Genomic DNA, 13,667 nt, shown 5'->3' with positions numbered 1-13,667 from the left:
CATGGCGGGGGGACATGGCAATGAAGGCACGGCAGCGGCGGTACCGCTGCAGATCGGCCTGTTCTTCGACGGCACCCGCAACAATGCCGACAACCTGCGGCACGCCTCGCGTCCGCCCGGCAGCACCACACCCGCTCCGCGCCCGCCGGCGATCCGCGCCGACGATGCCTCGCCCTACCAGAGCCGGCTGACCAGCAGCTACAGCAATGGCCTGACCAACATTGCGCGTCTGCACGGCCTGTACCCGGACCATCGCGGCACGGGCCACCCGGCCGCCGGCCCGCTGTCACTGGCGATCTACATCGAGGGCGTCGGCACGCGCACCGGCAAGGACGACGACCTGATGGGCCTGGCCTTCGGCGTTGGCCGGACCGGCGTGCGCGCCAAGGTCCACCGCGCCTTGGACGTCCTGCTGCCCGATGCCCTGCGCACGCTGGCCCGGCAGCCCAGGCTGCCGGCGATCGCCGCGGTGCGGGTGGACCTGTTCGGCTATTCGCGCGGTGCCGCCGCCGCACGCGATGCCGTCAATCGCCTTGCGCGCCCCGAGGGAGCGGCCTGGCTGCGTGAACAACTGGTGCGCGCCGGGCTGGCGCTGGCGCCGGCGTTCCCCGGGCAAGCGCGCCGGGTCCGTTTCGTCGGGCTGCTCGATACCGTGGTGGCGGTCGATCGTCGCCAGCGCGACCAGCTGCCCGAGGTCGCACTCGCCGCCGACTGCGCGGACACGGTGCTGCAGCTCACCGCCCGCGACGAACATCGCGAGCACTTCGCGCTGACCAGCGTGGCACCGCCGCACGAGGAAATCGCCCTGCCCGGTGTGCACGCCAACATCGGCGGCGGCTACGACCAGACGGTGGAAGGCCCCAAACTGCTGACCCGCCCGCTCGGCCAGATCCTCGATGACCACGGCTTGGCCGACGGCGCGACGCCGCCCCTGTCGCTGCTGCGTGCCAGCGACGTCCATCGTCGTGCACAGGCGCAGTGTCGCCAGTGGCAGGCCACCTTGAGCCTGGGCGACGAGGCGGTGTGGGTCGACGTGTGGCACCAGTGGCAGCAGCAGCGTCGGGCCGGCAGCCGCAGCGTGCGCCTGCTGCCCACGCTGCACGTCTACGCGGCGGTGGTACTGCGGCGGTCCATCGACCCGCGCTACCAGTGGATCGCACTGCGCCTGCTGCACCAGCGGGCGGCGGCGGCCGGCGTGCCCTGGCGGGCCACACCGGACCAGGACCCGGCGCTGGCTCTGCCGGCACCGCTGCTGCCCATTGCCGCGCGCCTGCTGGCCGGCCAGCCGCTGGATGCCGCGCAGGAACGGTTGCTGCGGCAGCGCTACGTGATGCAGTCGGCCCACTGGAATTTCGATGCGCTGGGCGATACGGCGCTGCTGTACGCCGCCGACGAGGCCGCCCGCGAGCTGCCCTATCGGCCCGGCCCGGGACTGTTCTACGTGAACCGGCCGACCGAGGACGGTCAGCGCGTGGTGCTGGCCAACGCCTGACCGCGCATCTCGGTCTGCTCGATCAGTTCGGCCAGTTCGTCCTCGTCGAACCCGGCCAGCAGCCGCGCTTCGAGATTGAACGGGCCATACAGGAAACCGCCGGCGTACTCCTTCAGCAGTGCCATGAAGCGCGGCCGTGGTTCGACGCCTGCACGGGTGCAGTACCAGCGGTACCAGCGCGAGCCGGCCGCCACATGCGCCACTTCCTCGCGCAGGATGATCTCCAGCACGTCGGCGGTGTCGGCATCGCCGCTGGAACGCAGTTTGACGATCATGCCCGGGGTCACATCCAGCCCGCGCGCTTCGAGCACGCGCGGCACCAGCGCCATCCGTGCCAGGCCGTCATGCGCGGTCTTCTCGCACATCTCCCACAGGCCGTTGTGCGCGTCGAAGTCGCCGTAGGCATGGCCCAGGGCCTGCAGGCGACCATGCAGCAGCATGAAATGACGCGACTCGTCGTCCGCCACGCCCACCCAGTCGGCGTGGAACGATCCGGGGAGCCCGCGGAAGCGGTACACCGCATCCCACGCGAGGTCGATGGCATTGAGTTCGATGTGGGCGATGGCGTGGATGAACGCAGCGCGCCCCTCCGCACTGCCCAGGCCGCGTCGCGGCAAATCGCGCGGGTGCACCAGGGTCGGCCGCACCGGGCGGCCCGGCATGCGGATTGGTTCGGGGGGCGGCGCCTCGGCCGGTGCCTTCAGGCGCCCGGCGCGGAACTGCGCCGCGTAGTGCTGGGTCAGCGCGACCTTGCGCAGCGGATCGGGCTCGGCCAGGCACTGCTGCGCGGCGCGCAGCAGGTTGCCGGCGGCAGTGTCCATCGCCTCGCCCATGCCAACGGCCTCAGGCGCGCCGCTTGTGCTTGGCATCGTCCGAACGCAACTGCTGGATGCGCTCGAAGTAGCCCGGTTCAATCCCGGTCGGGTAGATCCCGTTGAAGCACGAGGAGTCGAACGTCTTCAGCTCCGGATTGCCTTCGCGCACCGCCGCTTCCATGTCCTCGATGTCCTGGTAGATCAACCAGTCACAGCCCAGGTGTGCCTCGATTTCCTCGACGCTCCGGTTGTGCGCGACCAGTTCCTCGGCCGCCGGCATGTCGATGCCGTAGATGTTGGGGTAACGCACCGGCGGCGCGGCGCTGGCCAGGTAGACCTTGCGCGCACCGGCGTCGCGCGCCATCTGGACGATCTGCTGGCTGGTGGTGCCGCGCACGATCGAATCGTCGACCAGCAGCACCACGCGGTTGCGGAATTCCAGATGGATCGGATTGAGTTTGCGACGCACCGACTTCACCCGCTCGCCCTGCCCCGGCATGATGAAGGTGCGGCCGATGTAGCGGTTCTTGATGAAGCCTTCGCGGTACTTCACCCCGAGCGTGTTGGATATCTCCAGCGCGGCGTCACGCGAGGTGTCCGGGATCGGAATGATGGTGTCGATGTCGTGGTCCGGGCGCAGGCGCAGGATCTTCTCGCCCAGCTTGATGCCCATGCGCATGCGCGCCTTGTGCACCGAGACGTTGTCGATCATCGAATCCGGGCGCGCGAAGTACACGTACTCGAAGATGCACGGGCTGTGCTCGGCCGGCTCGGCGCACACTTCGGAGAACAGCTCGCCGCGCGCGGTGATCACCAGCGCTTCGCCCGGGCGCACATCGCGCACGCGCTGGAAGCCCAGCACGTCCAGCGCGGACGACTCGGACGCCACGATGTATTCATCGCCTTCGGCATGGGCGCGCTTGCCCAGTACCAGCGGGCGGATGCCATGCGGATCGCGGAAGGCGACCAGGCCCAGGCCCAGCACCACGCTGATCACCGCATAACCGCCCTTGCAGCGGCGGTGCACGCCGGCCACGGCACGGATCGCCGCTTCCGGGGTGAGCTGGCGCTGCGCGTCCAGCTCGTAGGCGAATACGTTCAGCAGCACTTCGCTGTCCGAATCGGTGTTGACGTTGCGGCGGTCCTGTTCGAACACCTGCTGGCGCAGCGCTTCGGTGTTGATCAGGTTGCCGTTGTGCGCCAGCGCGATGCCATACGGCGAATTGACGTAGAACGGCTGCGCTTCATCCATGCCTTCCGAACCGGCGGTCGGGTAGCGCACATGCGCGATGCCGACGCGACCCTCCAGGGTCGACATCCGCTTGGCGTCGAACACGTCGCGGACCAGACCGTTGGCCTTCTGCACGCGCAGGCGGGTGCCATCGGCGGTGGCGATGCCGGCCGCATCCTGGCCGCGATGCTGGAGGACGGTCAGGCCGTCATACAACTGCCCGGCGACGTTCTGGTTGCCGACGATTCCGACGATGCCACACATGGTGCGAATCTCCGCTGGGCTGTGCCCATCTACAGTGAAGGTGGCCGTGCCTGGCCGGGGGAACCGTTCCGCGAGGGAGCGGTGTCGTCCGGACGCGCGCGCGCCGGCTCGATGTTGGTGGGCAGTGTGGAAGCCGGTCCGCGCGCCGCAGCGTCGGCAGGTACCGGGTCCCTCGCCTCGTCAACCGGACGCGGCCATCCGCGCCCTGCCACTACCTCGCCAAGCACGCCATTATCGCCTGTCGCGAGCGGCTTGCCCAATTCCAGCGGCGGCAGTTGCGGCAGATTCACCTCCGGCAGCGCCACCTCGGGCAGCTGCGCCTGCATCCAGCGCACGCCGGGCTGGAGCAGTGGGCGGACCTGGGAGTCGCGCCAGGCGGCCTCGTCGGGCAGCGGCGTGAAGGCGGCGAGCATCAGCAGGACGCAGCCCAGGAACGCCCCACGGACCAGGCCCAGCGCCCCGCCCAGCAGGCGGTCGGCGCCGGTCAGGCAGGTCACCTTCACGGCCGCCTTGATCAGCATTCCGATCCCGCCCACGGCAATCATCACCGCCAGGAACACGCCCAGGTAGCCGCCCACGTAATGGCCGGTGCCGGGCGCGGCCGGTGCGGCCCACCAGTGCGCGGCGTCGTTGCCGAACAGGAACGCCGCCCAGCCGGCCAGCAGCCAGGACAGCGTGGCGACCACGATGCCGACGAACCCGCGCATCAGCCCGAGCAGCACCGAAGTGCCGATCAGCGCCAGCAGCACGATGTCGATCACGCCCGCACGCCGCGGTGGGGCCGTGGGGCCGGCAGCCGGTGCATGCCGGGGCTCAAGGGTGCGGGCGGACCATGCCGGCCACGCCGACCTTGGCCGCGACCTGGGCCTTGAGGTTTTCGGCGTCGGCGCGGTTGGCCACCGGCCCGACGCGCACGCGGTTCAACGTGCCCTTGTCGGTGCGGACCTGCTCGACGAAGGCGCTGAAGCCCGCCGCGCGCACCTTGTCGCGCAGTGCATTGGCTTCAGCGGCCTGGCCGAAGGCGCCCAGCTGCACGGCGAACCCGACGCTGCTGGCGGCCGGTGCGGCCGGTGCGGAAACGGTGGCGGCTGCAGGTGCCGGCTTGGCGGGGGCCGGCTTCGGCTCGGGCTTGGGCGCGGCCGGCTTCGGCTCGGGCTTGGCGGCCGCCACCGGTTCGGCCGGCAGCGCTTCGGTTTTGACCGTATTGGCGGCTGCAGCGGCCGGGGTGGCGCTGGAGGCGCTGGCCGGGGCGGCAGCGGGCGTCGGCGTGGGTGTGGCAGCCACGGCGCTGTCGGCACGGGCGTCCAAGGTCACTACTTCGGCCTTGACGTCGCTGCGCACCTTCACTGCCTGCAGGCGGGCCGACTCGGCTTGGGCGCGATCCGCGTAGGGCCCCACGCGCACGCGCCAGGCCGGGCGGCCGTTGATCGTGGCCGGCTCGCTGAACCCGGGAAGCTGCGATTTCCTGAGGTAGGCGATCACCGCGTCGGCATCGGCCTGGCTGCCGTAGGCGCCGAAGCTGACCGCGTAATTGCCCGCAGCCACGGCCGGGGAGGTGTCAGCCGGCGCCGCATCGGCAGCCACGGCACTGGTGTCGGCCAGCGGCTGGGTGCTGGACACCCCGCTCTGCAGGCCGGTGGCGGCCCCGGTCGGCGCCACCAGGGGCAACTCACGCGTTTCGAATTGTCCGTCTGACGGTGCAGCCGGCGCGGTGATCGGCACATTGGCCACGCCGCTGTCCGGCGCGGGGCCCTTGACCAGCATGGGCAGGAAGATCACAGCCAAAGCCACCAGAACGATGGCACCAATCAGTCGCTGTTTCAGAGGAGTATCCACGGAAGGCAGGCAGGGCGGCGCGGCGGAATGCCACGGCGATTATACGGTCGCGCGCACGCGCGGCGTCGAATGCGGCTGAACGGCGGCACAGGACCGCCGACGGGATTCACGCTGTCGCTTCCAGCCACTGCAGGGCCTGCGCAGCCGTGTGGAAGGAACCGAACACCAGCACGCGATCACCGGGCTGGCTATCCCGCAGGGCCTGGTGCAGCGCATCGGTCACGCTGGCATGGCGGTTGCCATCGGCCGCGGCCGTGCCGGCCAGGCGCGCCTGCAACGCCTCGGCGCTCTGCGCGCGCGCGCCGTCCAGGCCGGCCAGGTGCCAGGTCTGGACCTGCGCCGCCAACGCCTCGACCACACCGGCGGCGTCCTTGTCCTGCAGTGCCGCGAACACGGCCACGGTGCGCCCGGCGGCCGGTGCGGCCTTGAGCGCGGCGGCCAGCTCGCGTGCGGCCTGCGGATTGTGGCCGACGTCGACCAGCACCTCCACGCCGTTGCGGTCGAAGGACTGCAGGCGGCCGCGGATGCGCGCATTGGCAATGCCCTCCACGAACGCCGCGCGCGGCAACGGCTTGTCCAGCGCGCGCAGCGCGGCAATCGCCGAGGCGGCATTGCGCAGCTGGATCGGCCCACGCAGCGCCGGCGTCGGCAGGTCGATGCGGAACCCGACGTCGCGCCAGCGCCAGTGCTGTGCGTCGATGACGTCGGCGAAGAAGTCGCTGCCGCCGCGGATCGCGTTGGCACCCAGCACGTAGGCGCGGGCCAGCACGCTGGACGGCGGATCGGTTTCACCGAGGATGACCGGCTTCCAGCCGCGGATGATGCCGGCCTTCTCGGTGCCGATCGCCTCGCGGTCTTCGCCGAGCCAGTCACTGTGGTCGATGTCCACGGTGGTGATCACGGCCACGTCGGCGTCGACAATGTTGACCGCATCCAGGCGCCCGCCCAGACCGACCTCCAGCACCGCCAGGTCCAGCCCGGCGGCGGCGAACAGGTGCAGCGCGGCAAGGGTGCCGTACTCGAAATAGGTCAGCGTGGTCTGCCCGCGCGCCTGTTCAACCGCGGCGAATGCAGCGACGAGTGCCTCGTCGGCAACGTCCTGGCCATCGATGCGCACGCGTTCGTTGTAACGCAGCAGGTGCGGGGAGGTGTATGCGCCGACCTTCCAGCCGGCGGCACGTGCGATGGCCTCGATGAAGGCCACGGTCGAGCCTTTGCCGTTGGTGCCGCCGACGACGATGGTACGGGCGGCCGGCGCGCCCAGGCTCATCGCCTGCGCCACGGTGCGCACCCGGTCCAGCCCCATGTCGATGGTGGCCGGGTGCTGCTGCTCGATGTAGGTGAGCCAGTCGGTGAGGGTCTGCGGGCGGGCGATGGTCATGGGCGTTGGATCAATGTGGCGGACGACGGGGCGGGACGGGACGGCGTTACAGCGCGCGGTGCTTGGCTTCGCCGAAGAACGGCGTGTGGTGGGCGCAGTCGTTCAGGCGAACCACTTCCAGGCTGTCCAGGTCGGAACCTTCGAGCAGGTTGAGGGTGGTCGGCGCCTGGCGGAAGGTCCACAGGCGGGAAAGCGGCAGGCCGAGGATGCGGCACAGGATCACGCGGTTGACGGCGTCGTGGGCGACGACCAGCAGGGTGTCGTGCTCGCCGAGGCCGTCGGCGGCGCGGGCCAGGCCGCGCCAGCTGCGCTCCAGGACCAGGCGCAGCGATTCGCCGCCCGGCATCAGGACGGTGTCCGGTTCTTCGCGCCAGGCCTTCAGCCGCGACGGATCCTTGTCGTTGATTTCGCTGGCCAGCAGACCCTCCCACTCACCGTGGGCGATTTCCTGCAGATCCGGTTCGGTGAGCAGCATGTCGGCGCGCGCGCTGCCCAATGCAAGCTGGGCGGTGCGCTGCGCACGCGACAGCGGCGAGGCGACGGCGCGGGTGATGTCGACCGAGACCAGGCGTTCGCCCAGCGCCTGGGCCTGGGCTTCGCCGATCGGCGACAGCGGGATATCGATCTGGCCCTGGTAGCGGCCTTCGGCGTTCCACGGGGTTTCGCCGTGACGGGCAAGCAGGATGCGCATGCGAGCAAAGGGTCCTTGGGGGGAGGAGTTCCGGCGTTTCGTTCACATCCTGTGAAAGCGCGCGGAACAGGGATCATACCCGGTTGACGCATCGAACCCGTGCCGGACGCGGTCTGGCCGCTCTGCGCCCACGTTGCGCCGGGGACCACCCGGTTGCGGTTGACGGCGGCCGCGATCAGTGCAGCGCCGCGCGCGGCCAGCCGGCCAACGGTCGGCTCAACCGACCACAAAAAAAGCCCCGCTGCTTTCGCAGCGGGGCTCGGTGGATCTGCCCTGCCCGGCTTACTTGACCAGGTTCAGTTCCTTCAGCAGCTGCGGCGCCGGCGCCACTTCCTGCATGATCCACTGCATGTAACGGCTGTCCACCGAGATCATGCGGGTCATCACCGGGTCGAACACCCAGTTGGAGCTGACCGACTCCCAGTTGCCGTCGAAGGCCAGGCCGACCAGCTTGCCATTGGCATCCAGCACCGGCGAACCCGAGTTGCCGCCGGTGATGTCCAGGTTGGACAGGAAGTTCACCGGTACCGAGCCGATGCGCTTGTCTTCCAGACCGCCGTACCGCTTGGCCTTGACCGCATCAAGCAGCGCCTTGGGCGAGTCGAACGGATCGGTACCGGTTTCCTTGGCGACGATGCCTTCCAGCGTGGTGAACGGGGTGTAGGCCACGCCGTCCTTCGGCGCATAGCCCATGACGTTGCCGAAGGTGATGCGCAGCGACAGGTTGGCGTCCGGGTACACGAACTCGCCCTGGCTCTTCTTGTAGTCCGCCAGCGCCTGCAGGTACAGCGGACGCGCGACCAGCGACTCGCCTTCGCGGGTCTTCCTCTGCTCTTCCTGCTTCAGCAGCGCAGGCATGACGGCCACCGCGTACTGGATCGCCGGATCGGTGCTGGCTTCGAATGCCGCGCGGTCGGCCTTGAACCACTTCAGGCGTTCATCCAGGCTGCCCAGCTTTGTACCCGACAACTTGCTCACCAGACCGTCGATGGCGGCCTTGTCGCTGCCCACCAGCCACTGGTTCAGCACCTCGTTGTTGCGCTGCGCGGCCGGCAGTGCGGCGTACTGGCCCAGCCAGTAGGCCTGCAGCTGCTGATCCATGCGCGCCACATAGCGGCGGTCCATCTGCTTGAGCGAACCCTCGATCGACGGCAGGTCGCGCTCCTGGTAACCGGCTTCGCGCTCGGCGTCGGCCTTGCTGCGCTCGATCGACAGGCGATACAGCGCGATTGCCGAACCCAGCACCGAGGTGTTGTTGAACTGGCCCACGATCAGGTCGCGGTCGCGGGTGGCGCGGCCTTCTTCTAGGTGCTTGATCAGCTGCGCGTGCGCGGCCAGCGCCGGCTTGCCGGCGGCGCCCTGCTTCTTCAGCCATGCCAGCACGGCCGCTTCCTCGGCCTGCTTCTGGCCGGCGGCGTCGATGCGCTTGAAGCCATCCAGCTGGCCCTGGTAGTTCTTGGCGGTGTTGTTGAGGCCGGCCATCGTGGCGGCGTACTTCACCTTGATGTCCGCGTCCTGCTGGCCGGCCTTGCCGATCAGGTCGATCACCGCGTTGTAGTGGCGCGCGATGGTCGGGTAGGTCCAGCTGGCGGTGTCGTTGAACTCAGCGGCCAGCGCGTAGCGGTTGGTACGGCCCGGGTAGCCGGCCACCATCACGAAGTCGTCGGCGCCCAGCGGCTGGTCGGCGAACTTCAGGAAGTGCTTGGGCTGGTAGGGCACGTTGTCGGCCGAGAACGCGGCCGGCTTGCCGTCCTTGCCCACGTAGGCACGGTAGAACGAGAAGTCGCCGGTGTGGCGCGGCCACATCCAGTTGTCGATGTCGCCACCGAACTTGCCCACGCTGCCCGGGGGCGCGTAGACCAGGCGGACGTCCTTGATTTCCATGTTGCGGAACAGGCGGTAGGTATTGCCGCCGGAGAAGCTGTACAGGCGGCAGCGGAAGCCGGCATCGGCTTCGCAGGCGGCGGTCTGGGCCTTGTCGAAGGCATCCAGCGCGCGGGTGCGGGCCAGCGGGTTCTTGCCGGCGGCGGCGATGGCGGCCTTGGCCTGGTCGGTCACGTCGGTGATCTGGTCGAGCACGAATACGCGGGCGTTGGGGCCTGCGCTCAGTTCATCGCCCAGGGTCGGTGCGTTGAAGCCGTCCTTGATCAGGTTCTTCTCGGCGGTGGAGTTGAGCTGGATCGCGCCGTAGGCACAGTGGTGGTTGGTGACCACCAGGCCCTGCGGCGACACGAAGCTGGCGGTGCAGCCACCCAGTGCCACCACCGCGCCCATCGGATCGCCGGTCAGGTTGGAGATCTGCTCCGGGGACAGCTTCAGGCCGGCCTGCTTGAGCGGGCCGGCAATCTCCGGCAGCTGTTGGGGCACCCACATGCCTTCGGCGGCATGGGCGACCTGGACCAGCCCAAGGCTGGCGACGACGGAGAAAGCGAGCAGGTTCGAGCGCATTGAGCAGCCCCTGGTGAAAGAACCACCGAGTGTAGCCCAGCACCCGCCCCGCCCCGATGCCCGGAAGTCATGGCCCCCCAGGGGGACCCCGGACCACCCGCAACGCAGCATGGGAAAACTGCCGGCGGCTCTATAATCCGCGTTTTCCCCCAGACGAGTTCCACCCCGATGGCGCAGCAAACAATGAAGGCCCTGGTCAAGCGTGAAGCCGCCAAGGGCATCTGGCTGGAAGAGGTTCCGGTCCCCACCCCGGGCCCGAACGAAGTCCTGATCAAGCTGGAAAAGACCGCCATCTGCGGTACCGACCTGCACATCTACCTGTGGGACGAATGGAGCCAGCGCACCATCAAGCCGGGTCTGACCATCGGCCACGAATTCGTCGGCCGCATCGCCGGGATCGGCCCAGGCGTGACCGGCTATGAGATCGGCCAGCGCGTCTCGGCCGAAGGCCACATCGTGTGCGGCCACTGCCGCAACTGCCGTGGGGGCCGCCCGCACCTGTGCCCGAACACCGTGGGCATCGGCGTCAACGTCAACGGCGCCTTCGCCGAGTACATGGTGATGCCGGCCAGCAACCTGTGGCCGATCCCCGACCAGATCCCGTCCGAGCTGGCCGCCTTCTTCGACCCGTATGGCAACGCCGCGCACTGCGCGCTGGAGTTCAACGTGATCGGCGAAGACGTGCTGATCACCGGTGCCGGTCCGATCGGAATCATCGCTGCCGGCATCTGCAAGCACATCGGTGCGCGCAACGTGGTGGTCACCGACGTCAACGATTTCCGCCTGAAGCTGGCGGCCGACATGGGCGCCACCCGCGTGGTCAACGTGTCCAACACCTCGCTCAAGGACGTGATGAAGGACCTGCACATGGAGGGCTTCGACGTGGGCCTGGAAATGAGCGGCAATCCGCGCGCCTTCAACGACATGCTCGACTGCATGTACCACGGTGGCAAGATCGCCATGCTCGGCATCATGCCCAAGGGCGCCGGCTGCGACTGGGACAAGATCATCTTCAAGGGCCTCACGGTGCAGGGCATCTACGGCCGCAAGATGTACGAGACCTGGTACAAGATGACCCAGCTGGTACTGTCCGGCTTCCCGCTCGGCAAGGTGCTCACCCACCAGTTGCCGATCGACGACTTCCAGAAGGGCTTCGACCTGATGGAACAGGGCAAGGCCGGCAAGGTCGTGCTGAGCTGGAATTGACCATGCGGCGCGTCACGACCACCGGTCGTGACCTGCCACGGAGGTGATGCCCTGCCGGGTTGGGTACCGACCGGGTGTCGGTACGAAAAAGGCGCCTTTCGGCGCCTTTTTCATGCCCATCGCCGCGTCAGGTCATTTGCCCACGGCCACGGTGAACACCACGCGGTTGTCGGCCAGCCTGCCGTTGTTGTCACGACCGGCACCATCGGTACCGTGGTAGCCCAGACCCAGGTTGAACAGGCCGAACTGGCGGCTCACGCCGACGTTGAAGTCGGTGTAGTCTTTGCCGAAATCGGTCTCGAGCGAGGTGCGGCCGACGTTCGCGCTCAGGGTGAAGTCATTGGGCAGGCCCCACTCGCCGCCCACCGCGTAATACCAGCTCTTGGTATCGGACCCGGACAGGTCGTTGGTGTAGGCCACCGTGAGCTTGTACTGCTCGGCAAACGTGGTGGTGGTGATCAGCTCGTTGTAGTTCAGCTCGCTGGCGCCCGGGTAGGTGTAGCGGTTGAGCAGCACGTCGAAATTGACGCCGTCCGTGACATCCACTCCGTAGCCGATCAGGTAGTCGATCTCCAGGTTCGGGTCGCCCGGCCCGAAGTCCACGCCCGAGCCCCACACGCCGGCATACAGGCCCACCGGCGAGGTGTAGGTGAAGCCGGCCTGCAGGGTCGGGTCCTCGTCGGTCTGGGAGACACCCCGGAACACGTAGTCCGATACCGCGGTGACGTTCCAGCTGAAGGGAGACTCGGTCTCGTCCTGGGCAGCGGCGGCGAACGGGGCAAGCAGGGCGGCGCAGAGCACAACGGCGGCGGTGCAGCGCGTGGCGTGGTTCATGCGGGGTCTCTCCAGACGTGGGGGCAGGTGCGGCGGGGTTTACGGTTTTTTAACCTGATTGATATTGCGATGCAACAATCACATGCGCAACCGTTTTCGCTCATGCCCCGACCCGCGCGCCGCCGGAGGGCGGCCCCGGTACCGACGGGGACAGGTAAAATCCCGGGTTTCCCGTGCCGAAGACTGCCTGCCATGAGCGACGCCATCACCGCCCCGCTGACCCAGCACTACGTTGAAGAACTGGAGGCGATCCGCGCCCAGGGCCTGTTCAAGTCCGAACGCATCATCACCAGCCCGCAGTCGGCCGAGATCACGCTGGATGACGGCCGCACGGTGCTGAACTTCTGCGCCAACAACTACCTTGGCCTGGCCGACCACCCGGACCTGATCCAGGCGGCCAAGGATGCGCTGGACAGCCACGGCTTCGGCATGGCATCGGTGCGCTTCATCTGCGGCACCCAGGACCTGCACAAGCAGCTGGAAAGGCAGATCGCCGACTTCTTCGGCAAGCAGGACACCATTCTCTATGCGGCCTGCTTCGATGCCAACGGCGGCCTGTTCGAACCGCTGCTCGGCGAAAACGACGCCATCATCTCCGATGCGCTCAACCATGCGTCGATCATCGACGGCGTGCGCCTGTGCAAGGCCAAGCGGTTCCGCTACGCCAACTGCGACATGGCCGACCTGGAAGCGCAGCTGCAGGCCGCCGATGCCGCCGGCTGCAGGACCAAGCTGATCACCACCGACGGCGTGTTCTCGATGGACGGTTTCATCGCGCCGCTGGACGAGATCACCGCGCTGGCGAAGAAGTACAACGCACTGGTGCACATCGACGAATGCCACGCCACCGGCTTCCTCGGCGCCACCGGCCGCGGCTCGGCCGAAGTCAAGGGCGTGCTGGAGAAGATCGACATCATCACCGGTACGCTGGGCAAGGCGATGGGCGGCGCGCTGGGCGGCTTCACCACCGCCAGCGCAGAAGTGATCGAGCTGCTGCGCCAGCGCTCGCGCCCCTATCTGTTCTCCAACTCCCTGCCGCCGCACGTGGTGGCTGCCGGCATCAAGGCCTTCGAGATGCTGGCCGCCGCCGGCGACCTGCGCAGCACGCTGGCCGACAACACCGCCTACTTCCGCCAGAAGATGACGGCCGCCGGTTTCGACGTGAAGCCGGGCGTGCATCCGATCAGCCCGGTGATGCTGTACGACGCGCCGCTCGCGCAGAAATTCGCCGAGCGCCTGCTCGAGGAAGGCATCTACGCGATCGGGTTCTTCTTCCCGGTCGTGCCCAAGGGCCAGGCGCGCATCCGCACCCAGATCAGCGCCGCACATACGCGTGCGCACCTGGATCGCGCGATCGACGCTTTCACCCGCATCGGTGTCGAGCTGGGCGTCATCAAGGGGTGATCAGCGCCTGCCGTAGCGCGGGCATTGCCCCGCGCTACGGCATTGGCCCGCCCTTGCCCGGTCGC

The 13,667-nt window shown here is 68.4% G+C and carries 11 protein-coding genes; 3 read left to right on the top strand and 8 right to left on the bottom strand.

Annotation, left to right across the window (positions count from 1 at the left end; all coding sequences use genetic code 11):
• The first annotated feature begins 1 nt into the window (after position 1).
• Complete coding sequence (locus tag ACPEH1_RS15700) at positions 2 to 1,492, top strand: phospholipase effector Tle1 domain-containing protein (protein WP_017357088.1); 1,491 nt, start codon at positions 2 to 4, stop codon at positions 1,490 to 1,492.
• Here ACPEH1_RS15700 and ACPEH1_RS15695 read toward each other — a convergent pair.
• The 7 genes from ACPEH1_RS15695 to ACPEH1_RS15665 all read right to left on the bottom strand — a co-directional run bounded on the left by ACPEH1_RS15695 (position 1,465) and on the right by ACPEH1_RS15665 (position 10,158).
• On the bottom strand, positions 1,465 to 2,325 hold the full coding sequence (locus ACPEH1_RS15695) for a ferritin-like domain-containing protein (RefSeq protein WP_206147307.1): 861 nt from the start codon (positions 2,323 to 2,325) through the stop codon (positions 1,465 to 1,467). The genes ACPEH1_RS15700 and ACPEH1_RS15695 overlap by 28 nt on opposite strands.
• A gap of 10 nt (positions 2,326 to 2,335) precedes the next feature.
• On the bottom strand, positions 2,336 to 3,802 hold the full coding sequence (gene purF / locus ACPEH1_RS15690; RefSeq protein WP_017357086.1) for an amidophosphoribosyltransferase: 1,467 nt from the start codon (positions 3,800 to 3,802) through the stop codon (positions 2,336 to 2,338).
• A gap of 29 nt (positions 3,803 to 3,831) precedes the next feature.
• Complete coding sequence (locus tag ACPEH1_RS15685) at positions 3,832 to 4,563, bottom strand: CvpA family protein (protein ID WP_136005548.1); 732 nt, start codon at positions 4,561 to 4,563, stop codon at positions 3,832 to 3,834.
• Between the two features lie 52 nt (positions 4,564 to 4,615).
• The gene (locus ACPEH1_RS15680) at positions 4,616 to 5,638 is read right to left on the bottom strand and encodes an SPOR domain-containing protein (RefSeq protein ID WP_136005546.1); all 1,023 of its coding nucleotides are present in this window, start codon (positions 5,636 to 5,638) and stop codon (positions 4,616 to 4,618) included.
• A 106-nt stretch (positions 5,639 to 5,744) separates the two neighbouring features.
• Entirely contained in the window at positions 5,745 to 7,019 is a 1,275-nt protein-coding gene (folC, locus tag ACPEH1_RS15675) for a bifunctional tetrahydrofolate synthase/dihydrofolate synthase (protein WP_153164574.1), read from the bottom strand.
• A 46-nt stretch (positions 7,020 to 7,065) separates the two neighbouring features.
• Entirely contained in the window at positions 7,066 to 7,710 is a 645-nt protein-coding gene (locus ACPEH1_RS15670; protein ID WP_017356794.1) for a histidine phosphatase family protein, read from the bottom strand.
• A 282-nt stretch (positions 7,711 to 7,992) separates the two neighbouring features.
• Positions 7,993 to 10,158, bottom strand: coding sequence for a S46 family peptidase (locus tag ACPEH1_RS15665; RefSeq protein ID WP_423716031.1), 2,166 nt, complete (start codon positions 10,156 to 10,158; stop codon positions 7,993 to 7,995).
• Positions 10,159 to 10,341: 183 nt separating this feature from the next.
• Between ACPEH1_RS15665 and tdh the strand changes: the two genes are divergently transcribed.
• Complete coding sequence (gene tdh, locus ACPEH1_RS15660) at positions 10,342 to 11,364, top strand: L-threonine 3-dehydrogenase (RefSeq protein WP_026070885.1); 1,023 nt, start codon at positions 10,342 to 10,344, stop codon at positions 11,362 to 11,364.
• Between the two features lie 132 nt (positions 11,365 to 11,496).
• Here tdh and ACPEH1_RS15655 read toward each other — a convergent pair whose 3' ends face one another.
• Positions 11,497 to 12,198 carry a TorF family putative porin gene (locus tag ACPEH1_RS15655; protein WP_017356797.1) on the bottom strand — a complete coding sequence of 234 codons (702 nt, stop codon included), beginning with the start codon at positions 12,196 to 12,198 and terminating at the stop codon, positions 11,497 to 11,499.
• A 192-nt stretch (positions 12,199 to 12,390) separates the two neighbouring features.
• Between ACPEH1_RS15655 and kbl the strand changes: the two genes are divergently transcribed.
• Positions 12,391 to 13,602, top strand: a complete 1,212-nt coding sequence (gene kbl, locus ACPEH1_RS15650; RefSeq protein WP_017356798.1) for a glycine C-acetyltransferase — start codon at positions 12,391 to 12,393, stop codon at positions 13,600 to 13,602.
• Positions 13,603 to 13,667 lie beyond the last annotated feature (65 nt).

It is taken from the genome of Stenotrophomonas sp. NPDC077421, from assembly GCF_049545505.1.
Taxonomy (GTDB): Bacteria; Pseudomonadota; Gammaproteobacteria; order Xanthomonadales; family Xanthomonadaceae; genus Stenotrophomonas; species Stenotrophomonas nematodicola.
This window is presented reverse-complemented; position numbering and strand designations above follow the sequence as displayed.